Source organism: Curtobacterium sp. PhB191, assembly GCF_004346515.1.
Lineage (GTDB): Bacteria > Actinomycetota > Actinomycetes > Actinomycetales > Microbacteriaceae > Curtobacterium.
This window is the reverse complement of sequence record NZ_SMBV01000007.1, coordinates 193702-216230: the sequence shown is the minus strand read 5'-3', so window position 1 is coordinate 216230 and position 22529 is coordinate 193702. Positions and strand designations below refer to the sequence as shown.

Here is a 22529-nt window from a genome sequence, read left to right as displayed (position 1 = left end):
CGCGCGTCTGCAACAACCAGCGTACGCGGCACAGCGCCACCGCACAACGGAAGGAACCCCCATGCCCGCGGGACTCATCGCCCTCGCACTCGGCGGATTCGGCATCGGACTGACCGAGTTCGTCATCACCGGCCTGCTGCCCGAGGTCGCCGCCGACTACGACGTCACCGAGACCACGGCCGGCTGGCTCGTCACCGGCTACGCACTCGCCGTCATCGTCGGCGCCCTCGGCCTGACCGCCGCCACCACCCGGCTCCCCCGCAAGCCCGTCCTGCTCGGGCTGCTCGTGCTGTTCATCATCGGCAACACGCTGTCGGCGATCGCACCGACCTACGAGGTCATGATGTCCGGACGCGTCATCGCGGCGCTCTGCCACGGAGCGTTCTTCGGCATCGGCTCCGTCGTCGCCGCGAACATGGTCGAGCGCTCGAAGCGCGCCTCGGCCGTCGCCCTGATGTTCACGGGACTGACGGCGTCGAACGTGCTCGGGGTGCCGTTCGGCACGTTCCTCGGCCAGGCGCTCGGCTGGCGTTCGACCTTCTGGGCCATCGTCGCGATCGGAGTCGTCGCCCTGGTCGGCGTCCTCGTGCTCGTCCCCGCCGTCCGCCAGGCCGAGACGCCGTCACTGGCCCGCGAGCTCGGCGTCTTTCGCTCCGGCCAGGTGTGGCTGTCACTCGGCATGACCGTGCTCGGCTACGGCGGGATGTTCGGGGCGTTCACCTACATCGCGTACACGCTGACCTCGGTGTCCGGGTTCCCGTCGTCAGCGGTGCCGTGGCTGCTCGTGGTGTTCGGCGTCGGGCTGTTCGTCGGGAACTTCGTCGGCGGCAAGCTCGCCGCACGCTCGATCGACCGGACCCTGCTCGTCGTGCTCGTCGCCCTCACCGTGGTGCTCGGACTGTTCGCCCTCGTCGCGACCTCGCCCGTGCTGACCGTCATCGCACTCGTGCTCATGGGCGCCTTCGGGTTCGCTACGGTGCCGGCCCTGCAGACGCGCGTGATGCAGTACGCGGACCACGCGCCGACCCTGGCGAGCGGGGCGAACATCGCGGCGTTCAACCTCGGCAACGCGCTCGGTGCCTGGATCGGTGGGCTCACCATCGCCGCCGGGCTCGGCTACACCTCGCCGATCTGGGCGGGCGCCGGGATCACCCTGGCCGCCGTGGCCCTGACGCTCGTCGCCATGGGTGCCGTGCGGCGTGGGCGTTCGCGCGGGGCCGGCGAGCTGACCTCGACAGGGAGCGTCGCGACGGCCTGACGGCAGCCCGGCGGAACCAGGTTCCGGACACAGCACCACGCCGTTCCGCGGTGTCGTGTCCGGAACCTGGTTCACGCGGCGTGCAGACCAGCACGGAGACGACGAAACCCCGGTCCGATCGGACCGGGGTTTCATGGAGTGCGGAGACGGAGGGATTTGAACCCTCGGTCCCCTAAAGGGGACTCCACCTTAGCAGGGTGGTGCACTCGGCCGGACTATGCGACGTCTCCAAGCACTCTCGCGAGCGCTCCGACCACCATACAGGAGGACCGGGCCACTCTCGACCCGACCGCACCCCCGCGCGTGGCACGGTCGCGGAACGCGGGTCCCCCGAAGTGGGGACACCTCGGGGTTGTCCCGACGTACCCCGGTGAATAGCATCATCGAGACGCGGCGATCACATTCCGGGGCTCGTCCCCGTAGTCGCGACACAGCACCGACGTCGCTCTCCGAGCCGGGCCCGGCGCGCCCGGTTGCCTGGCGCCCGCTCGGGGAGCGGCTTCCGGGGGCGCGGTCCACCACCGCGCCCCCGTTTCTGCGTCCGGGCATGGCGGCCGACCAGTACGCGAAAGCGACAGTGTCCCGGCACGGCCCGCGGTCTGTGCCGTCAGCGCGACAGTGTGCCGCGGATGTTCGGCGGCAGACTGTCGCTTTCGCGAGACGCGGGGCGGGGGCCTGAGCCGCCGGGTCAGTAGCCGAAGGCCTTGGAGCAGGTCTCCTGGTCGGCGGACTGCCCCTCGAGCCCGTCGATGGTCTCCGGCGTCGCGGATGCCGTCGGAGCAGCGGCGGCAGGCGACGACGGCGCAGCAGCCGCGGGTGAGGACGCCGGAGCCGACGGCGCCGCAGCAGCCGGCGACGAGGCCGCTGCCGACGGCGCCGCGTTCGCCTCGGACCCGATGCCCGTGCTGTCCTCCCCCAGGGAGAACGACTGGTCCGCCTTGATCTTCGCGAACAACTGGTCGGCCAGGTACGTCGTCGGCTGGACCTTGCCCTCGTAGACCCCGGTGCCGCCGGTCGTGCCCGGGTACTGCACGAAGTTCACCTGCGACAGCGGGAGGTCCTGCAGCGCCCGACCCATCTGCACCATCGTCCCGATGTCGTTCAGGCTCTGGGACAGCTGCATGTTCGACGCCGCGGCGCGGGCCAGCTTGTACAGGGTGGGCGGCGACGTGAGGGTGTCGTTCGACTTCACGGTCCGGAGCAGCGACGACAGGAACACCTGCTGGCTCGAGATCCGGCCGAGGTCGGAACCGTCACCGACGCCGTGCCGGGTCCGGAGGAACGCGAGGGCTTCGTCGCCCTGCAGGGTCGAGGTGCCGGCGGGCAGGTCGAGCCCGGTGTAGGGGTCCTCGATCGGCTGCGCCACGCAGACCGGCACACCACCGATCGCGTTCGACATCTCGATGACGCCGTTGAACGAGACCGCGGCCGAGTACTGGATGTCCAGGCCGGTGAGCCCCTGCACGGTCTGGGTCACGCAGTTCAGCCCGCCGTCGCTGAACGAGGTGTTGATCGGCTGCGCGGCCATGGCCGGTGCGGTGCCGGAGCCGTCGGTCTTCTTGCACGCGGGGATCGGGGTGACGAGGTCACGGGGGATGCTCACCGCGGTCGCGTTGGTGTGGTCCGCCGACACGTGGAGCAGGATGTTGACGTCGTTGAGCGTGGCGTCGCGCTCCCCGAACTCCGCGGACTGGTCCGGGTCGTTGTCCGTCCCGACGACGAGCATGTTGAAGCCGCCCTTGTACGCGCTGAGCGACGGCGCCTTGGTGCCGTTCGACCGCGGCGCGGGCTGGCCCTCGATCTGCACGCCGTCACCGAGGTCGTCGGTCACCTGCTTCGCGGCGATCGCGGCGACCGAAGCGGTGCTGACGAGCGCGACTGCGGCCACGCTCGCGACCAGCGCAGCGACGGTCCGGAAGGGTCCGGACCGACGGAGACGTCCGTGCCGTGCGATCCCGTCGGCTCGGTTGAGACGGTGGGAGCGATCGCGGACGTCGTTCACGGGCTCTCCTGTCGTCGGTGGACGCGCCGGGGTGGCAACCGGTCAAGGCTGCCACGGAGGTCCCTGGCGATCCAGTGCGAACGACGTCGGAGCGAGGCCACCGGGCCACCGTCGACCCCCGGATCCGTGCGCCGTGGCGCCGACCTGTACGAACCCGCAGCCGGGACGGCTCAGGAGGCCACGGCCACCCGGAACCGGTCCGGCAGGGCGATGAGCGCCGCCGCGAGCTCGAGCAGCACCACGGCGCAGTCGTCGAGCGCGTCACGCTCCGCTGCCCGCACGGCCTGGTCGACGAGGTCGAGTCGCCGCGCCCGGTCGACCACGGCGTCGATCCCGTTGGCCAGTGCGATGTCGTCGGTGAAGAACGTGTCGAGCACGGTGCGCTGCGACAGCATCCAGTCGGCGCTGACCGAGGCGCCGCGCCGCCGGAGGAACCACGCGGCGAGTTCGACGAAGGCCCCGGCTTCGGTCCAGCACTCGCGGAGCCAGGCCGGGTCGAAGCGGTCGTCGTGGCCCGTGCCGCTCACCGGCGGGTCGACGACCAGCGCCCGGGCGATGCGCAGGCGCTCGGTCATCTGCCCGACGGACCACTGCGTGATCACCACGCCGACGTACCGCTGCACGGTGACGAGCTGATGGGACTCGAGGGAGACGAGGGCTTCGCGCACCGGCGTGCGGGAGACCCGCATGTCCTCGGCGATGGTGTCGAGGCGCAGGCGCTGCCCGCGGCGGTACTCGCCGCGCAGCACGCTGTCGAGCAGGCGGAGGAAGACCGCGTCGCGCAACAGACTGCGCCGGAGGCCGTGGGGGTCGCGGTCGCCCCGGCCGACACGCATCGGTGACTGCTCCATCGCGCCAGCCTCACGCACGGCGGTCACCCTGGCCGACCGCACCGGCACCGTCGTGGATCGTCGTGGTGGGTGTCGCGCTGTGGAGGAGTGCCATGCCAGCACCGTGACACCACGACGACGGCCGTGCTAAACACTCTGAATACAGAATGTTGCATGGCCGCCGTTGCTGTTCAGCGCCGCTGCTGTTCCGCGTCCCCGGTCAGGACGGACAGGGGCTGGGTGACGTCCTCGAGCCCCTTCCGTGCGGCATCGACCCCGAAGACCAGGGCTATCACCCCACCGCCGATCATCACCGCGGACCCGAGCAGGTACCCCCAGAAGAGCGGTTCACGCGAGGACCCGTCCCCGATGAAGGCGCCGTAGATCAGCGGTGCGACCGCACCGAAGATCTGCGCGAGGGCGAAGAAGTACGAGATGGCCTGCGACCGCAGCTCGAGGGGGAAGATCTCGCTGACCGTCAGGTACGCGCTCGAGGCACCGGCGGAGGCGAAGAAGAACGACACGCACCAGAAGGCCACCTGCACCGTCGCCGAGATCGCGTCGGCGCGGAACAGGAACGCCGAGGTCGCCAGGACGAGCCCCGACACCAGGTACGTCAGGAAGATCATCTGCCGACGGCCCCACGTGTCGAAGAACCGACCGAGGATGATCGGTCCGAGCAGGTTCCCGATCGCGAACGGGAAGAAGTAGATCGACGTCTGCGCGGTCTTGAGGCCGAAGAAGTTCGTCAGGACGAGCGCGTAGGTGAAGAAGATCGCGTTGTAGAGGAACGCCTGCGTGATCATCATCGACGCACCGACCAGGGTGCGCGTCGGGTACTGCTTGAGCAGCACGCGCGCGATGGTCAGGAACCCGACGCGGTCGGTCGGCGTGACGGTCATGGCCTTCGACTCGTCGACGTCCGGCAGCCGCTTGCCCGTGGACTTCTCGACCGCCTCCTCGATCTGGGTGACGGTCGCTTCGGCCTCTTCCTCGCGCCCGTGGGTCATGAGCCAGCGCGGACTCTCGGGGATGTGCCGCCGCAGGAAGATGATCGCGATGCCGAGCACCGGGCCGAGGAAGAAGCCGATGCGCCAGCCGATGCTCTCCGAGAAGTTGGCCGTGTCGAGCAGGTAGATGTTCGCGAAGGCACCGAGCGCGGCGCCGCCCCAGTAGGTGCCGTTGATGGCGATGTCGACGTGGCCGCGGTACTTCGCCGGGATCAGTTCGTCGATCGCCGAGTTGATCGCCGCGTACTCGCCGCCGATGCCGAGACCGGCGACGAACCGGAACGCGGCCAGGAACCAGAAGTCCTGGGCGAGACCGGCGACGCCCGAGCCGATCAGGTAGATCGCGAGCGTCAGGATGAAGAGCTTGCGCCGCCCGAGCCGGTCGGACATGCGCCCGAACACCAGCGCTCCGACCACCTGGCCGACCAGGTAGATCGTGCCGAGGGAGGTCACCTGTTGCGTCGACAGGTTCAGGTCGGCCTGGAAGCCCGCGTTGGAGACGATCTGGATCTCCAGACCGTCCAGGATCCAGGAGACCCCGAGTCCGACGACGACACTCCAGTGGAACCTCGTCCACGGCAGTCTGTCCATCCTGGCGGGGACCAGGCTCTTGATCGCCCCGTTCGTGCTGCTCACGAGAGGGGAACCTACGCCGAGATCGGCGAGATGGTTCACATTCGGTACGACGGGGCCGGCTCGGAGCCGGATCCCCCTATCGAATCCGGCTCCGATGCCGGAGCCTCAATCATTGCGGTTGCTATGGAAACCCACAAGCGGACGGGAGGCGCGGTGCCAGCTGGCACCGTGCCTCCCGTCCGCAACGGCGTAACGTCCAGAACGTGACCCGACCCGACATCCGCACGGTCGGCGAGCTCCGCACTTCTGGCCACGTCCAGAAGACGGTCCGCGCCGAGATCCGCGACAACCTGCTCACCGCGCTGCGCGCGGGAGACGACCCCTGGCCCGGCCTGCACGGGTTCGAGACGACCGTGATCCCGCAACTCGAACGTGCCCTGATCGCCGGTCACGACGTCGTCCTGCTCGGTGAGCGCGGCCAGGGCAAGACCCGCCTGCTCCGCACCTTGCAGGGCTTGCTCGACGAGTGGACCCCGGTGATCACCGGCTCCGAGCTCGGCGAGCACCCCTACGAGCCCATCACCACCGCGAGCGCCCGCCGAGCCGACGACCTCGGCGACGCCCTGCCGATCTCGTGGCGGCACCGCGACGACCGCTACGTCGAGAAGCTCGCGACGCCGGACACGAGCGTCGCCGACCTGATCGGCGACGTCGACCCGATGAAGGTCGCGGAAGGGCGCAGCCTGGGCGACCCGGAGACCATCCACTTCGGACTGGTCCCCCGCGGCCACCGCGGCATCGTCGCGATCAACGAGCTGCCCGACCTGGCCGAACGCATCCAGGTGGCGATGCTCAACGTGATGGAGGAACGCGACGTCCAGATCCGTGGCTACGTGCTCCGGCTCCCCCTCGACGTGCTCGTGGTGGCCAGCGCGAACCCGGAGGACTACACGAACCGCGGCCGGATCATCACGCCGCTGAAGGACCGCTTCGGCGCGGAGATCCGCACCCACTACCCGATCGAACTCGAGGACGAGATCGCGGTCATCCGGCAGGAGGCGCAGCTCACCGCCGAGGTGCCGGACGCGATCGTCGAGATCCTCGCCCGCTTCACCCGTGCCCTGCGCGGGTCGAGCGCGGTCGACCAGCGCAGCGGTGTCAGCGCCCGGTTCGCGATCGCCGGCGCCGAGACGGTCGCCGCGGCGGCCGTGCACCGTGCAGCACGCCAGGGTGAGCCGGAGGCCGTCGCGCGACCGATCGACCTCGAGACGGCGGTCGACGTGCTCGGCGGCAAGATCGAGTTCGAGAACGGCGAAGAGGACCGCGCGGACGAGGTCCTCGAGCACCTGCTGCGGACCGCCACGGCCGAGACGGTGCGTGCCCGGTTCCGCGGACTCGACTTCGGGGTGCTCGTCGAGGCGCTCGACGGCGGGACGATGGTGACGACGGGCGAACAGGTCGGCGCACGGGCGTTCCTCGAAGGTCTGCCGTCGATCGGCGAGTCCGACCTGTACGACCAGGTGTGCGAGCGTCTCGGTGCCACAAACGACGGCGAGCGCGCGGGTGCGATCGAACTCGCGCTCGAGGGGCTCTTCCTCGCCCGCCGCATCAGCAAGGAGTCCGGCGGGGGCGAAGCCGTCTATGGCTAGGCAGAACCGACGACTGACGCGGGACACCCGGTACGGGGCATACACCGACGGACCGGATCCGCTCGCGCCGCCCGCCGACCTCGCCGAAGCGCTCGACGCCATCGGGCAGGACGTGATGGCCGGCACCTCACCGGAGCGTGCCATGCGGGAGTTCCTGCGCCGAGGCGGCCGGACGCAGCGCGGACTCGACGACCTCGCGCGCAAGGTCGCGGAACGGCGCCGCGAACTCACCGCGAAGAACAACCTCGACGGCACCCTGCAGCAGGTCCGCGAACTGCTCGACCAGGCGCTCCGTGCCGAACGCGGCGAACTCGCCCGCAACGTCGAGCTCGACGACGGCGACCGCGCCCTGGCCGAGATGCAGCTCGACAGCCTGTCCCCGTCGCCGGCCGCCGCGGTGCAGGAGCTCGGCGGGTACGACTGGACGAGCCGCGAGGCCCGGCAGAAGTACGACGAGATCAAGGACCTGCTCGGTCGCGAGGTGCTCGACCAGCGCTTCGCGGGCATGAAGCAGGCACTCGAGGGTGCCACGGACGAAGACCGTGCGGCGGTCAGCGCGATGATGCAGGACCTCAATCAGCTGCTCGAGGACCACCGCGCCGGCACCGACTCGCAGGAGCAGTTCGACGCGTTCATGGCGGAGCATGGCGAGTACTTCCCGTCGAACCCCGCGAACGTCGACGAGCTGCTCGACGACCTCGCGGCACGGGCCGCCGCCGCCCAGCGGATGCGGAACTCGATGACCGAGGAGCAGCGCGACGAACTCGACGCCCTCGCCCAGCAGGCCTTCGGCTCCCCCGACCTGATGGGGCAGCTGTCCCAGCTCGACGGCAACCTGCGGTCCCTGCGGCCCGGCGAGGACTGGGGCGGGTCCGAGCGCATGGAGGGCGACCAGGGGCTCGGACTCGGCGACGGGACCGGGGTGTTCCAGGACATCGCCGACCTCGACGCCCTCGCGGACCAACTCGCCCAGTCCGGCCCCGGCTCCGAGCTCGACGACCTGGACATCGACGCCCTGACCCGGCAGCTCGGCGCCGAGGCCGCCGTGGACGCCAAGACCCTGCAGCAGCTCGAGAAGGCGCTGCGGAACTCCGGGGCGATGCGCCGCGGTGCCGACGGGCAGCTGCGGCTCACCCCGAAGGCCATGCGGCAGCTCGGCAAGAGCCTGCTCCGTGACGTCGCCGAGCGGATGTCCGGCCGACAGGGTGCCCGCGACATCCGGCAGTCCGGCGCGGCCGGCGAACCCTCGGGCGCGACCCGGCAGTGGGCGTACGGCGACACCGAGCCGTGGGACGTCACCCGGTCGATCACGAACGCGCTGACCCGGACCGCGGCCGACGGGCGGGTGGGCCCTGGCGTCCGCCTGACCATCGACGACGTCGAGGTGCAGGAGACCGAGTCCCGCACACAGGCCTGCGTGGCGCTGCTCGTCGACACGTCGTTCTCGATGGCGATGGAGGACCGCTGGGTGCCGATGAAGCGCACGGCCCTGGCGCTGCACACGCTCGTCTCGACGCGGTTCCGCGGCGACGACCTGCAGCTCATCGCGTTCGGACGCGAGGCCGAGGTCGTGGACATCGAGCAGCTCGTGGGTCTCGACGCGATGTGGGACAAGGGCACGAACCTGCACCACGCGCTGCTCCTCGCCAACCGGCACTTCCGGAAGCACCCGACCGCCCAACCCGTGCTGCTCATCGTCACCGACGGGGAACCGACGTCGCACCTCGAGCCGAACGGACAGGTGTGGTTCGACTACCCGCCGGACCCCGTGACGATCGCACTGACCGTTCGGGAGCTCGAGAACGCCGGTCGTCTCGGTGCCCAGACGACGTTCTTCCGCCTCGGCGACGACCCGGGGCTCGCACGGTTCATCGACGCGATGGCGAAGCGGGTGGACGGCTCGGTCGTCGCTCCGGAGAACGACGACCTCGGTGTCGCCGTCGTGGGGTCGTACCTGGGGTCGCGCCGCGGCGGGCCGTCGTTGTTCGACTAGCCGCCGGGTCGATCCCGAAAGGGGCTGTTGCGCGGGGTTCCACGGTCGTATGCTGAGCGCCACCACAGTTGCCCCAGACCCCGGCCGCCGTGATCGTTCTTCCCGCGCTGACCTCGTCGGCGTGCCGGAAGCGGTCGGCCGAGTGCACCTGATCCGTTCTCGACCGGTCGACTCCCGCGGGGTCCCGGAGTGCAACGGCGCACTCCACCGGACGCCACGGGTCTCCGCGTCCACGGATCACGGACGCGGACCGGTCGGTGGGGTCCGGACCCGACGGGCCCCACCGTCCCGGACCGGGGCGTCCACGGCCGGCCGGGGTCGCCACGGCAGGCCGGGCCGGCGCGCCGGCTCACGACGGGTGCGTCAGAACAACGGCCACGGCACCGCGGGGCCGTGCCCCGGCGGTGGCGGGAAGATGCCGACGGCCCGCAGCGCCGCACACCGCGCGCGCACCGTGTCGACTTCCTCCGGCGTCAGGTGTTCGGCGAGTTCGTCGCCCAGGGCACCGCGGAGCGCTTCCGACACCCGATCGAGCCCCTCGAGTTCGTCCGGTCCGAGCGGCTCGCCGATCCAGCCCCACAGCACCGTGCGGAGCTTGTGCTCGACGTGGAAGGCCAGCCCGTGGTCGACACCGAACCGGTGTCCGTCGGGCATCGCCAGCACGTGCCCGCCCTTGCGGTCGGCGTTGTTCACGACGACGTCGAAGACGGCCATGCGGCGCAACGCCTCGGAGTCCTCGTGCACGAGCGTCACCGGCTGGTCGTGCTCGTCGATCGCCTCGAGGACGGGCAGCCACGGCGAACCCTCCGCCTCGGCGGTCTCGGGGGTGACGAGGTCGACGGCGTCCTGGTCCGGGTCGATCGTCTGCCAGCGCTGCACCATCCCGGGGCCGAACGGGCCGTCACCGAGCCACGTCGGTGGCACGATGCCCCAACCGAACGCCTCGGACACCAGGTGGGCCGCGACCTCGCGGCCGGCGAGCGTGCCGTCCGGGAAGTCCCAGAGCGGGCGCTCCCCCTCGATCGGCTTGTAGACGACCGCCTCGCCGTCCAGTTCGGCCAGGAACGTCGCGTTCGAGGCCTCGCGGATCCGCGCCGTGATGCTCAGTGAGCCGTCGCTCATGCGTCGCCGGGCGGACGGCCGGCGGCGACGATCTCGCGGGTGCGTTCGACGAACGCGCGTGCGGTGCCGACCGGGATCTTGACCTGGAAGAGCTCGTCGGGTTCGGGGATCTCGACGACCGCCTCGATCTCGAGGCCGTCCTCGCTCTCCTCGGACACGATCTCGACGTCGTCGTCGATCGGGTACGCCTCGATGACCACCTGCGCCGTCGACGGGTCGAAGCCCAGGCTCAGGGCACCGGCACGGAACTCGGGCTCCACCGGCTGGTCGAGCGGCTCCGGGTCGCGGAGCTCGACGGGGGCGGTGTCCGGCACGCTGAAGCGGTTCGCCTCGACCGTGGCGACCTCGTCCAGCAGCTCGTCGATCTTCTCGGCGAGCACGGCGGTCTGCTCCTTCTCGAGGGCGACGCTCGTGACGCGCTTGCCGGAGCGGGCCTGCAAGTAGAAGGCGCGCTCGCCCGGACGGCCGATGGTGCCGACGACGAGGCGGTCCGGCCAGTCGAAGCCGTGGACGATGGAGGGCATACCCGCATTGTAGGAGTGCGGGCCTGCGCCCGTTCAGGGTCTGGCAGGGCCTGCCTCGGACGGGGCCTCCGGATGTCCGGCTCCGCCGCCGACCGCTGCGTCCCCGCTGGGCGCCGGAGCGGTCGCGAGCCACGACAGATCGCCGGACTCGGTGTTCGTCGCGACCACCTCGGGCCGGTGCTCGCCGTACCGCACGACCGACACCGACGCGGGCCCGACGCCGATGCGTTGGAACAGGTCGAGGTGCATGCCGAACGCGTCGGCCAGGACGGACTTGATGATGTCGCCGTGGCTCACCGCGACCCAGACCGCTCCGGGCCCGTGCTCCGCTTCGACCTCGGCGTCGATGCGCCGGACGGCCGACACCGCCCGGGACTGCATGGTCTGCATGGACTCGCCACCGGGGAACACCACGGCGCTCGGGTTCGCCTGCACCGTCCGCCACAGCGGCTCCTTCGCCAGGTCGGCGAGCTTCCGCCCCTGCCACTCGCCGTAGTCCGCCTCGGTGATCGCCCGCTCGATGGCCGACACGGGGTCGCCCGGCTGTCGCTCCAGGATCGCCCGGGCCGTCTGCCGACACCGCTCGAGCGGACTCGACACGACGGCGACGACCGGCACGGCCGCGATGCGCTCCGCGGTCCGGTCGGCCTGCTTCCGGCCGACGGCGTCGAGTCGCACGCCGGCGGTTCGTCCGGCGAGCACGCCCGTGGCGTTCGCGGTGGTGCGTCCGTGTCGGACGAGGAGGACGGTCGCCATGTGCCCGATCCTAGGCGGCGATCACCGGCGCCCCGGCCAGCCGACCGTCCCCCACCGTGACGAGTTCGTCGAGGGTCCCGCGGTGCACCAGGTCGTGGGTGACCAGCATCGTCGCGGTGTCCCGCTCGCGCGTCAGTTTGGCGATGAGCTCCATGATCGCCGCGCCGCGCTCCTGGTCCAGCGCACTCGTCGGTTCGTCCACGAGCAGGACGTCGGGTTCGTGCACGAGTGCCCGGGCGATCGCGACGCGCTGCCGCTGCCCGCCGGACAGCTGCGCCGGCCGCTTGTCCAGGTGGTCGGACAGCCCCACGGCGTCCAGCAGGTCGTCGGCCCGGTCCCGGAGCCCTCCCGCGCGACGACCTCCGGCGGGGTGCCGGCCGCCGAGGTGCGCCATCACGAGCACCTGCTCCCGTGCGGTCAGCGACGGCAGCAGGTTCGACTGCTGGAACACGATCCCGATGTGCGCACGCCGCAGGGCGGTGGCTTCGTCCCGGGACAGCGCGGCCGCGTCGACGTCGCCGATGAGCACACGACCGGAGTCCGGCCGGATGAGCGTCGCGGCGACCGCGAGCAGCGACGACTTGCCCGATCCGGAGGGGCCGGTGATGCCGGTCACGACGCCGGGCCGGGCGACGAGGGACACGTGGTCGACCGCGGTGATCCGCCGGTCGCCGTCGGGGAAGGTCAGGGTGACGTCGTCGAGGGTGATCATCGGTTGCTCCCGAGTGCGGTGAGGGGGTCGGCGGAGGTGACGGTGCGGAGCGCGACGGCGGCGCCGGCGAGTCCGAGGACGGCCATCGCGGCGGCCGGCACGACGGTGGTGACCGGGCTGAGCAGGAACGGCAGTGCACCGCCGGCGAGCGCGCCGAGTCCGACGACGGCCAGCATCCCGACGCCGATCCCCAGGACGAGCACGACGAGCGCCTGTCCGAGCGCATCGCGGACGAGTGATCCGGTGCTCGCGCCGAGGGCCTTGAGCACGGCGACGTCGCCGGCTCGCTGCATGGTCCAGACCGTGAAGAACGCCCCGACGACGAGCGCGGACACCCCGAAGAGCATGACGATCATCAGGCCGAGCGACCCGATCTCGGACCGGAAGGTCTCGAGGGCGGTCAGCGACCCGAGCGGCGACGCGGCGGACGTGCCGGTGGACGCTGCGACAGTGTCCCAGTCCGGGCTGCCGCTGACGGCCAGGACGGTCGGCGCGCCGTCGCCGCCGAGTCGCCGGTCGGCCGCGGCCCACGCTTCCGGGGTCATGGCGAGCACCGGTGTGTGGCTGTACCAGGCGTCACCGCCGACGACGGCGACGCGGTAGTCCGTCCCGGTGACGGTGATGCGGTCGCCGACCTGCACGCCGAGGTCGGCCGCAGCACCGGACGACAGCCCGACCTGGTCGTCGCGACCGGGTGCGAGATCGGTGACGGGGGTCGACCGTGCTCCCGTCGGCAGCCCGACCAGCGCGACGCCGACGGCCGCGCCCGACGCCGCAGCACCCGACCCCGCAGCGCCCGACCCCGCAGCGCCGGACCCCGCGCCCGGTGCCGTCGCCCGGCCCTGGACGATGCCCACCGGCACCACGTCGTCGACCCCGGGGGCCGCCTGCCAGCCGTCCACGGCCCGCTGCCCGATGGTGGAGTCGCCGAACGACGGCTGCCCGGTGGACGGCTGCTGCAGGACCAGGCGGTCGCCGGGCAGGTCGAGCACCGCGGAGACGTTCTGCGACGCGAGGCCGCCGGTGAGCCCGGCGAGGAACCCGACGAGCAGGGTGATGAGTGCCACGACGGAGCCGATGAGGACGAACCGGCCACGGGCGAACCGGAGATCGCGCCAAGCGACGAACACGGGGTTCCCTTCCCGGGTCGCAGACCTTCCGCGACCACGACTCCCAGCCTCGCCGCGGTGCTCCCACCCGGCATCGCCGGAGGGTTCGGTCCTCCGATCGAACTTTCGGTTGATCCCCACCGGCCGACGCCTCCGTACGCTGGGGAGCACATGGCGCACAGCACCCTCACCCCGGTCTTCGTCGGTCTGCGGACCGGCCTGCACGTGCTGTCGGCCGCGCTGCTCGCCCTGGTCGTCGTGCGGGTGCTCGTGGACGGTGGCGCCGGCACGTGGGTGCGGTTGGCCCTGGCTGCGGTGTTCGCGGGCGTGTACCTGCTCGGGGCGGTCGTCGCGCGCGGCGACGGCCGCCGTCGGACGGTCGCCGGTGCGGTCTGGCTCGTCGCCCTGACCCTCGTCTGGATCGCCCTGCTCGTCGGCGTCCCCGAGGCCGCCTACCTCGTCTTCCCGCTCTTCTTCCTGTACCTGCACGTCCTGCCGCGCATCGTCGGACCGGTGGCCGTCATCGCCGCGACCCTGGTCGCCGTCGTCGCCCTCGGACTGCACGGCGGATTCACCGTCGGTGGTGTGGTCGGTCCGCTCGTCGGAGCGGGTGTCGCACTGCTCATCGGACTGGGGTACCGGGCGCTCGCGCGCGAGGCGGTCGAACGCGAGGCCCTGGTCGCCGAGCTCCTCGCCACGCGCGACCGGTTGGCCGTCACCGAACGCGAGCAGGGCGTCCTCGCTGAGCGGGCCCGGTTGGCCCGTGAGATCCACGACACCGTCGCGCAGGGGTTGTCGAGCATCCAGATGCTGCTGCACGCGGCCGAACGCGCGGACGGGGAGCGTCCGGGGACGGAGCACATCCGGCTCGCCCGTGAGACCGCTGCCGAGGGCCTCGCCGACACCCGGCGGTTCATCCGCGAACTCGCACCACCGGCGCTCGAACGCGGACTCGGAGCAGCTCTGGAACGGTTGGCCGGCTCCCAGTGGTCGCGCGACGGCCTCGACGTCACGGTCGACGTCGCGGAGGACTCGCTGCCGATGGACGTCCAGACCGCGCTGCTCCGCATCGCCCAGGGCGCCGTCGCCAACGTGGTGCAGCACGCCGCGGCCACCCACGTCCGACTGTCACTCACCGTGGACGGTCAGGAGGCCCGGCTCACCATCGCGGACGACGGCGTCGGTTTCGACCCGGTCGCCGTCCACGACCGGTCGGGCACGACGGACTCGTTCGGGTTGCGTGCCACCGAAGAGCGCGTCGAGCAGTTCGGCGGCCGGCTCGAGGTCGACTCGGCCCCTGGCCGCGGGACGACGCTCGTCGCGACCCTGGAGGTCCGGTGATCCGCATCCTCATCGCCGACGACCACCCGGTGGTCCGCGCCGGGCTCCGAGCACTCCTCGACGGCACGGACGGCATCGTCGTCGCGGGTGAGGCGTCCACCCCGGACGAGGCCGTGGACCTCGCCATCCGGCTCTCACCGGAACTCGTGCTCATGGACCTGCAGTTCGGGCAGGACCTCACCGGGGCGGACGCGACGCGACGGATCCGCGCGCTCGACGCCGCGCCGTACGTGCTCGTGCTGACGAACTACGACTCCGACGGGGACATCCTCGGTGCGGTCGAGGCCGGCGCGAGCGGGTACCTGCTCAAGGACGCGCCCCCGCACGAACTCGTCGCGGCCGTCCGCGCCGCCGCGTCCGGACAGAGCGCCCTCGCGCCGACGATCGCGGGTCGGCTCATGGCGCGGATGCGCGCCCCGTCGGTGAGCCTGTCGGCGCGGGAGCTCGAGGTGCTGCGCCTCGTCGCCGAGGGGGCGTCGAACGGCGCCGTCGCCGCGCGCCTGCACATCAGCGACGCCACCGTGAAGTCGCACCTGGTGCACGTGTTCTCGAAGCTCGGGGTGTCCTCGCGCACGGCCGCGGTCTCCGAGGCCCGCGCCCTCGGCATGCTCCGCTGACGACCGCACCCTTGACGGGCCGTCGGCGGACCGATCAGATGGTCACATGACCCGGCACCCTCGAGGGGCCCTGTTCGCCACGTCGACGATGACCGGCTTCGGCATCGCCACGTGGGTGACCAGGACGCCCGCCATCCGCGACGAACTCGGGGCGTCGATCGAGGCGATGGGGCTCGTGCTCCTCGGGCTGTCGATCGGGTCGATGATCGGGATCCTCGGCGCCGGTGCGCTCGTCCGACGGCTCGGGACACGACCCTTGATCCTGCTCGGTGGCGCGCTGCCCGTGGTGGGGATGGTCCTCGTCGCCCTGCTCGCCCCGGCACAGGTGCCGGCGGGTGTCTGGGCGGGGCTGTTCCTGATCGGGTTCGGGTCGGGGGTCGCCGAGATCGGGCTGAACGTCGAGGCCGCCGCGGTCGAGCGGCGCATCGGCCACCCGGTGGTGCCGGTGCTGCACGCCTGCTTCAGCCTGGGGACCGTCGTCGGCGGTGTCGTCGGCATCGCGATGACGGCTGCCAGGACACCGGTGCTCGTGCACCTGCTCGTGGGGGCTGCGGTGATGGCGGCACTCGCGGCGTTCGCTGCCCTCAACCTGCAGCCGCTGCCGCGTACCGGAGTGCAGACGGAGGGAGCCGACACCGCAGACGCCGCCGGCACGTCCCGCGTCACCACGGCCACCCGCCGCTCCGTCATCACCGTGCAGCTCGCGCTCATCGCGGTGATCACGCTCGCGATGGCCTTCGCCGAGGGTGCCGCCAGCGACTGGCTCCCGCTCCTGATGACGACCGACCACGACGCCCCGGAAGCGGTCGGCTCGCTGGTCTTCACCGGGTTCGCGCTCGCCATGCTCATCGGCCGGTCGGCCGGCACCCCGCTCGTCACGCGGCTCGGGCGGGGCCCGGTCGTCCGGCTCTGTGCCGCGGTCGGCGGGATCGGGGTCCTGCTCGTGGTCGTCTCGCCGAGTCCGGTCGTCACGGCGATCGCCGCGGGCATCTGGGGGCTCGGCATCGCGCTCGGGTTCCCGCTCGCGATCTCGGCAGCGGGTGACCACCCGACCGACGGGGACCGCCGGGTGTCGGTCGTCGCGACCGCTGGCTACATCGCGTTCCTGGTCGGACCGCCCCTGCTCGGCTTCGTCGGCGAGCACCTCGGGCTGCAGGCGGCGATGCTGGTGCCCCTCGTGCTGCTCGTCGCCGCCTTCGTCGTCGCGCCCGCCGCACGGGACTCCCACGACGTCGACGTCCGGCGGACCGTCTCCACCTGATCCGCGACGCCGGGCGCGGGTCCGGGCGCGCCGCCCCGCGGATCAGTACGGTCGATCCCATGCCGTTCTTCCGCGACAGCCCCCAGCCGACCACCCCCTCGAAGATCCAGGCGGCGTGGTCCGACTCGACGGGCCGCCTGGCAACGCGGTGCCTGCAGGTGATCATCGTCGTCGTGGTCATCGCCGGCGTCGTCTACGCCGGCAGCGTGCTGAGCGTCGTCACCATCCCGGTGCTCCTCGCGCTCATCATCGCCTCGGCCATGCACCCGATCGTGTCCTGGTTGCGCAAGCACAAGGTGCCGTCGGTCCTCGCGACCCTCGCGGTGCTCATCGGCGTCCTCGCGGTGCTCGGGCTCATCGGGTGGCTCATCGTCGTCGCCGTCGAGAACCAGTGGTCGCAGCTGCAGAAGTCGGCCGTCGACGGGTTCCAGCAGCTGCAGGACTTCGCGAAGAACCTGCCGATCTCGATCTCGGACAAGCAGGTCGACGACGCCGTGGCGTCCGTCACCGACTTCATCACGAGTGCGCAGTTCGGCTCCGGCGCCCTGGCCGGCGCCTCGGCCACCGCGAACTTCCTGACCGGCCTCGTGCTGATGATCGTGGTGCTGTTCTTCTTCCTCAAGGACGGCCCGAGCATCTGGGAGTTCCTGCTCCGCCCGTTCACCGGTGAGCGCTACGACCGAGCACGCCGGGTGGGCGACCGCGTCGTCTCGACCCTCGGCGGGTACGTCCGCGGTACCGCCACGGTCGCCGCCGTCGACGCCATCGGCATCGGTGTCGGCATCGCGATCGTCGGCGTCCCGCTGGCACTCCCCCTGGCCGTCGTCGTGTTCATCACGGCCTTCATCCCGATCGTCGGTGCGACGGCAGCCGGCATCCTGGCCGCGCTGGTGGCGCTCGTCGCCCTCGGACCGGTCCAGGCGCTCATCGTCGTCGGGATCGTGATCCTCGTGAACCAGCTCGAGGGCAACCTGCTCCAGCCGGTGCTGATGGGACGCACCCTCAAGCTGCACGGCCTGGTCATCCTCATCGGCCTGACCGCGGGCACCGTCCTGGCCGGCATCACCGGTGCCATCATCTCGGTGCCGCTGCTGGCCGCCGCGTGGGGCGCGATCCTGGTCTGGGACGGCCCGAACACCCCCGCGCGTCCGTGGCGCAAGAAGCGCAACGAGGACGTCACGGCCCACGAACTCCCCGCCGACTGACACCATGGACCCGTGCTCGTCTCCATCGTCTACATGAGTCGCGCCGTCGTCCCCTTCGACGACGGCGACCTGGCGACGCTGCTGGACGGCTCACGACTCCGCAACGAGGCGCTCGGTGTCTCCGGGCTGCTCGTCGTGAAGGGCGGCCGCTTCATGCAGTTGCTCGAGGGCCCCGCGTGGAGCGTCGACGACCGGTTCGCCGCCATCAGCCGTGATCCGCGGCACGGCGAGGTGAAGTCGCTCATCCGCGAGGACATCGAGCGACGACGCTTCGACGGCTGGTCGATGGCCTACCGCTCGCTCGACGACGCGGACGTCCAGGCGGAGCCGGGCTTCAGTCCGTTCCTGTCCGGCGAGACGGACTTCCCGCGGTCCTTCGACCGCACGAGCGCCGCGTGGCTGCTCAAGTGGTTCCGCGACCGCGAACTCCACGACCGCTGAACGCGTCGTCGACGACCCCGAGCAGCCGGTCGCGGTGTGCCGGGTCCGCCGTGGCCGTCAGGACCACCCGCCACATCGTCGCGACCGCGGGGAACAGGTCGGCCCGCCCGGTGCGGACGTCGGACACCAGTTGCACGCCCGTGAAGTACGGCACGACGGTGGCGCCGAGCTGTTCCGCGGTCAGGTCGGTGCGGAGCTCGCCGCTCGCGATCGCCAGCCGGAACACGTCGACGATCCCGCCGATCCACTGCTCGTAGAAGCTGACCGTCGCCGCGTGGAACTCGCCGCGCTCCAGTGACAACCGGATGCCCGCCCGCACGATCGGGTCGGTCCGCAGCAGGTCCGCGATGGCTCGCGAGGCGCCGACCAGGGCAGCTGCTGGTGACTGCTCGGTGTGGCTCACGACGTCGAAGGTCCGGACGTTCTGCTCGTCGATCACACCGAGCGCGAGGGCCAGCTTGGTCGGGAAGTGGAAGTGCAGCGCCCCCTGCGAGACGCCCGCCCCGCGGGCGATGGCCGCGATCGTCGCGGCGGCGAAGCCGACGCGGTCGAACTCCTCCGCAGCGGCCACCAGGATCTGCTCACGTCGTTCCACGTGACCAGTCTGACGGTCTGGAGGCGCGGGGCGGGCGTGCCCCGTGCCTCCAGACCGAGGGGTGGTCGCGTCAGACCGCGTCAGGCGACCCGCGCGCTCAGGTGAGCGCCAGCAGGTTGTTGACCTGCTCGTTGATGCCGGTCAACGTCGAGATCGGCTTGCCGTTCGCGTAGACGTTGTCGAAGGCCGGCTGCAGCAGCGCCTGCACGTCCGCCGGGTTGCGGGTGACGGGGAACAGGAACGTGGTCTTCTCCTCGACCTGCCGGGTGAACGCCGACACGTCCAGCCCGCGCTTCCGGAACGACGCGACCGCCGCCTCGGTACCGGCGGGACGGGCCGGGAACACGACGCCTGCGCGGCCGACGATCTCCTGGGCGGTGTCGCTGCCGAGGAACGCGACCCACTTCGCCGCCGCCTCCGGGTCCTTCGCCTGCTTCGTGATCGAGTCGCCGAGCCCGTTGAACATCGACGCCCGCTTGCCCGTCGGCCCGATCGGCGTCGGGGCGACGGCGATGTCGAGGTCCTTCATGTTCAGGTACGTGCCGATCATCCACGAACCGTTGAACGACAGCGCACACTTGCCCGCGCCGAGCTGCACGTCCGGACCGGTCGTCGTCGAGAAGACGCCGTACTTCGCCATGTAGCCCTTGTCGGCCAGGCGGTAGTACCAGGCGAGGGTGTCCTGCACGGTCTTCTCGTCGTAGCGGAACTTGTCGCCCCACGGGTTCTCGTTCGTGTAGAACCAGTCGGTCGACCCGGTGAAGGGCGACCACTGCGTCTGGCCGAAGCCGTCGCCGCCGGACCCGTTCGACGAGATGCCGTAGACCTCGACGTTCTCCTTGTCGAAGCCGGGCTCATCACCCCGCCGACCCTTGGAGTCGATGGTCAGGTGCGCGAGCATCCGTTCGAACGAGCCGCCGTCGTCGGGGTTCCACTCGAGCGTGGCGAGCTCGTCGTCGGAGACGCCGGCCTTCTGCATCGCCTTCCGGTCGTAGAACATCCCGATGGTGTCCCAGTCCTTCGGCGAGCCGTAGCGGTGCCCGTCCTGGCCCTTCCACAGTTCGGCGAGGCCGGACTGGTAGTCGTCGTCGCTGATGGACTTCGTCGCGTCGAGCTCGTCGAGCTTGTAGAGCACGTCGAGGTCGGAGAACTGCGGGAACTTCGTCAGGTGGTCGGTGAAGACGTCCGGCGCGGTGCCGGCGATGAACCCGGCCGTCAGCTTGGTCCAGTAGTCCGCCCACCCGAGCTGGGTGATCTGCACCGTGATGTCGGGGTTCTCGCGGTGGAAGGCCTTCGCGACCTGCTGGTAGGCAGGCAGCTGGTTGGAGTCCCAGAGCCAGTAGCTCACGGTGCGGGCGCCGCTCTTGGACGCGGTCCCACGGCTCGGGGACGAGCAGGCGGCGAGCGCACCGAGGGCGAGGGCTGAAGCGCCGCCCGCGAACAGTGCGCGGCGGGAGAGGTTGTTCGTCATGGTGTGGTGGTCCTGTCCGAGCCGGGGCTACTTGATCCCGGAGAAGCCGATGGAGTTGACGATCCGCTTGGCGAAGACGCCGAACAGCACGATCATCGGGAGCGCCGCCACGAGGGTCGCGGACATCAGCCCGGCCCAGTCGGTGCCGGACTGCGGGGACTGCGACTTGAAGACGCCGAGTGCGACGGTGAGCACCCGCGAGCTGTCGGTGTACGACACCATGAGTGGCCAGAAGTAGTCGTTCCAGCTCGTGATGTACGTCAGCACGGCGAGCGTCGCGATCGGTGCAGCGGCCATCGGGATGACGAGCCGGAAGAACACCCGGACCTTGCCCGCGCCGTCGATCAGCGCGGCCTCCTCGACCTCCTTCGAGATGCCGAGGAAGAACTGCCGCAGGAAGAACACCGCGAACGGGGTCATGAACATCGTCGGCAACGCGATGCCGAGCAGGTTGTCGACGAGCCCGAGCTGCTTGATGAGCGTGAAGTTCGGCAGCAGCGTGAAGATCGCGGGCACCATCAGGCCGGCGAGGAACACCCCGAAGACCTTGTCGCGTCCGGGCCAGCGCAGTCGGGCGAAGGCGTACGCGGCAGCGGCCGAGAAGAACACCTGGCCGACCGTGACGAGCGTCGACACGATCACCGAGTTGAGCAGGTACCGCCAGAAGTTCAGGGCAGCGCCGGAGCCACCCTGGGCGAGGGCCTCCTCGGTGGACTGCAGGCCGAGGACCCGCTCGAACCCACCCAGGCTGAACCCGACGGGCAGCAGCGACGTTGGGTCGGAGTTGATCGCACCGTTCGACGACAGGGCGGTGCGCAGGATCCAGTAGAACGGGAACAGGGTGACGACGATGACGATGATCATCGCGACCCAGGCGAGGACGCGGCCGACCGACGGACGGCGACGGTGGCCGGCTCCGGGTCGGGGCGGACGCTTCGTGGTGACGGAACGGGTGAGGGTCGTGGTCATGGTGCGGCGCTCCGTTCAGTCCAGGTCCGACTCACCCGAGCGGGTGAGGCGGTACTGGATGATCGTGATGATGCTGAGGACGATGAGGAGCGCGACCGAGACCGCGGACGCGTAGCCGAACTGGAACCGGCCGAACGCCAGGTTGTAGATGTAGTTCTGCACGACGTTCGTGGCGTTCGCGGGGCCGCCCTGCGTGGTGACGGCGACGGTGTCGAACACCTGGAACGACCCGATCACCGTGATGATGAGCACCAGCGACAGGATCGGGCGGAGCAGCGGCACCGTGATGCGCCAGAACATCTTCCACTCGCTCGCACCGTCGATGCGGCCGGCTTCGTAGACCGTCTCGGGCAGCGACTGCAGTCCGGCGAAGATCAGGAGCGCCGTGTAGCCGACGTGCCGCCACACGTTGATGAGCGCGATCGACGGGATGCCCCAGACGTCGCTCTGCAGGAACGGGATGCGGTCCAGGCCGAGGGCCGCGAGCATCTCGTTGCCGATGCCGAGCTGGGTGTCGAGGATCCACAGCCAGACGAGCGCCGCGACGACGTTCGACACCAGGTAGGGCGCCAGGACGATGCCGCGCACGAAGGTCGACTTCGTCAGGCGGTGCATCATCACGGCGATGAACAGTGCGACGACCGTCTGGATGACGATGTTGATGAGCACGTACTCGATCGTGACGACCATCGAGTGCCAGAAGATCGAGTCCTGCACGAGCCGCGCGTAGTTCTGCAGCCCGGTGAACTCCGGCTCGGTGAGCAGGTTGTAGGACGTGAAGCTCAGGTAGATGCCCCGCACGGTCGGCCAGGCGAGGAACACCACGAAGCCGATCGCGGCCGGCGCGATGAACAGCAGCGCGAGCCACAGGTCGTTCCGGGGACGGCGGCGGCGTGGGACGGTGGTACGGGCGAGCGGGAGGTCGGCTGCCCGACTCCTCCGTCTCGTGCTGGCGGTCGTCAAGGGTGACGACACAGGGCTCTCGGTGGCCATCGCGACTCCTTCGTCTGCGGTGGACTGACGTGCAGCAGTCCGTGAGCCGGGAATCTACACGTGGTGACACCGGGTAGCAAGAGTCTCTTTCACGC

20 protein-coding genes and 1 tRNA gene are annotated in these 22529 nt (G+C 70.8%); 8 read left to right on the top strand and 13 right to left on the bottom strand.

Annotated features, from left to right (window positions below):
• Positions 1-61: 61 nt before the first annotated feature.
• Positions 62-1258, top strand: a complete 1197-nt coding sequence (locus EDF48_RS13240; protein ID WP_131880520.1) for an MFS transporter — start codon at positions 62-64, stop codon at positions 1256-1258.
• Positions 1259-1399: 141 nt separating this feature from the next.
• Here EDF48_RS13240 and EDF48_RS13235 read toward each other — a convergent pair.
• The 4 genes from EDF48_RS13235 to EDF48_RS13220 all read right to left on the bottom strand — a co-directional run bounded on the left by EDF48_RS13235 (position 1400) and on the right by EDF48_RS13220 (position 5736).
• A tRNA-Ser gene (locus EDF48_RS13235) sits at positions 1400-1488 on the bottom strand.
• A gap of 458 nt (positions 1489-1946) precedes the next feature.
• On the bottom strand, positions 1947-3260 hold the full coding sequence (locus tag EDF48_RS13230) for an LCP family protein (protein WP_131880518.1): 1314 nt from the start codon (positions 3258-3260) through the stop codon (positions 1947-1949).
• Positions 3261-3430: 170 nt separating this feature from the next.
• Positions 3431-4111, bottom strand: a complete 681-nt coding sequence (locus tag EDF48_RS13225) for a GntR family transcriptional regulator (RefSeq protein WP_123938362.1) — start codon at positions 4109-4111, stop codon at positions 3431-3433.
• A gap of 170 nt (positions 4112-4281) precedes the next feature.
• Positions 4282-5736, bottom strand: coding sequence for an MFS transporter (locus EDF48_RS13220; protein WP_311316827.1), 1455 nt, complete (start codon positions 5734-5736; stop codon positions 4282-4284).
• A gap of 203 nt (positions 5737-5939) precedes the next feature.
• Between EDF48_RS13220 and EDF48_RS13215 the strand changes: the two genes are divergently transcribed.
• Together EDF48_RS13215 and EDF48_RS13210 are read left to right on the top strand one after the other, a co-directional pair.
• Entirely contained in the window at positions 5940-7325 is a 1386-nt protein-coding gene (locus tag EDF48_RS13215) for an AAA family ATPase (protein ID WP_123291862.1), read from the top strand.
• Positions 7318-9318 carry a VWA domain-containing protein gene (locus EDF48_RS13210; RefSeq protein WP_131880516.1) on the top strand — a complete coding sequence of 667 codons (2001 nt, stop codon included), beginning with the start codon at positions 7318-7320 and terminating at the stop codon, positions 9316-9318. Before EDF48_RS13215 ends, EDF48_RS13210 begins: the two co-directional genes overlap by 8 nt.
• A 363-nt stretch (positions 9319-9681) precedes the next feature.
• On the opposite strand, the gene EDF48_RS13205 is transcribed toward EDF48_RS13210, so the two are convergent.
• The 5 genes from EDF48_RS13205 to EDF48_RS13185 are packed head-to-tail and all read right to left on the bottom strand — an operon-like array spanning position 9682 to position 13562.
• The gene (locus tag EDF48_RS13205) at positions 9682-10440 is read right to left on the bottom strand and encodes an SCO1664 family protein (protein ID WP_131880514.1); all 759 of its coding nucleotides are present in this window, start codon (positions 10438-10440) and stop codon (positions 9682-9684) included.
• Entirely contained in the window at positions 10437-10964 is a 528-nt protein-coding gene (locus tag EDF48_RS13200) for a DUF3090 domain-containing protein (protein WP_123291859.1), read from the bottom strand. The genes EDF48_RS13205 and EDF48_RS13200 overlap by 4 nt, the downstream gene beginning before the upstream one ends.
• A 33-nt stretch (positions 10965-10997) precedes the next feature.
• On the bottom strand, positions 10998-11720 hold the full coding sequence (locus EDF48_RS13195) for an MSMEG_4193 family putative phosphomutase (RefSeq protein WP_131880512.1): 723 nt from the start codon (positions 11718-11720) through the stop codon (positions 10998-11000).
• A gap of 10 nt (positions 11721-11730) precedes the next feature.
• On the bottom strand, positions 11731-12432 hold the full coding sequence (locus EDF48_RS13190; RefSeq protein WP_131880510.1) for an ABC transporter ATP-binding protein: 702 nt from the start codon (positions 12430-12432) through the stop codon (positions 11731-11733).
• Positions 12429-13562, bottom strand: coding sequence for an ABC transporter permease (locus EDF48_RS13185; protein WP_131880508.1), 1134 nt, complete (start codon positions 13560-13562; stop codon positions 12429-12431). Before EDF48_RS13185 ends, EDF48_RS13190 begins: the two co-directional genes overlap by 4 nt.
• Positions 13563-13712: 150 nt before the next feature.
• On the opposite strand from EDF48_RS13185, the gene EDF48_RS13180 reads away from it, so the two are divergent.
• From EDF48_RS13180 to EDF48_RS13160, 5 genes are read left to right on the top strand one after another with little or no spacing between them, the layout of a single operon-like run.
• Positions 13713-14882 carry a sensor histidine kinase gene (locus EDF48_RS13180; protein ID WP_131880506.1) on the top strand — a complete coding sequence of 390 codons (1170 nt, stop codon included), beginning with the start codon at positions 13713-13715 and terminating at the stop codon, positions 14880-14882.
• Positions 14879-15499 carry a response regulator transcription factor gene (locus EDF48_RS13175; protein ID WP_131880504.1) on the top strand — a complete coding sequence of 207 codons (621 nt, stop codon included), beginning with the start codon at positions 14879-14881 and terminating at the stop codon, positions 15497-15499. Before EDF48_RS13180 ends, EDF48_RS13175 begins: the two co-directional genes overlap by 4 nt.
• 46 nt (positions 15500-15545) lie before the next feature.
• A complete protein-coding gene (locus EDF48_RS13170) occupies positions 15546-16760 on the top strand; it encodes an MFS transporter (RefSeq protein WP_131880502.1) in 1215 nt (404 codons plus the stop codon).
• 59 nt (positions 16761-16819) lie between these two features.
• Complete coding sequence (locus EDF48_RS13165) at positions 16820-17965, top strand: AI-2E family transporter (RefSeq protein WP_123291852.1); 1146 nt, start codon at positions 16820-16822, stop codon at positions 17963-17965.
• A gap of 12 nt (positions 17966-17977) precedes the next feature.
• Positions 17978-18406, top strand: a complete 429-nt coding sequence (locus EDF48_RS13160; RefSeq protein WP_123338593.1) for a BLUF domain-containing protein — start codon at positions 17978-17980, stop codon at positions 18404-18406.
• On the opposite strand, the gene EDF48_RS13155 is transcribed toward EDF48_RS13160, so the two are convergent.
• The 4 genes from EDF48_RS13155 to EDF48_RS13140 form a co-directional block, all read right to left on the bottom strand.
• Positions 18369-19001, bottom strand: coding sequence for a ScbR family autoregulator-binding transcription factor (locus EDF48_RS13155; RefSeq protein ID WP_165932394.1), 633 nt, complete (start codon positions 18999-19001; stop codon positions 18369-18371). The genes EDF48_RS13160 and EDF48_RS13155 overlap by 38 nt on opposite strands.
• A 97-nt stretch (positions 19002-19098) precedes the next feature.
• Positions 19099-20472, bottom strand: coding sequence for a sugar ABC transporter substrate-binding protein (locus tag EDF48_RS13150; protein ID WP_123938368.1), 1374 nt, complete (start codon positions 20470-20472; stop codon positions 19099-19101).
• Positions 20473-20499: 27 nt separating this feature from the next.
• Positions 20500-21441, bottom strand: a complete 942-nt coding sequence (locus tag EDF48_RS13145; protein WP_123291849.1) for a carbohydrate ABC transporter permease — start codon at positions 21439-21441, stop codon at positions 20500-20502.
• 15 nt (positions 21442-21456) lie between these two features.
• The gene (locus EDF48_RS13140; protein ID WP_228506149.1) at positions 21457-22434 is read right to left on the bottom strand and encodes a sugar ABC transporter permease; all 978 of its coding nucleotides are present in this window, start codon (positions 22432-22434) and stop codon (positions 21457-21459) included.
• Positions 22435-22529: the final 95 nt, after the last annotated feature.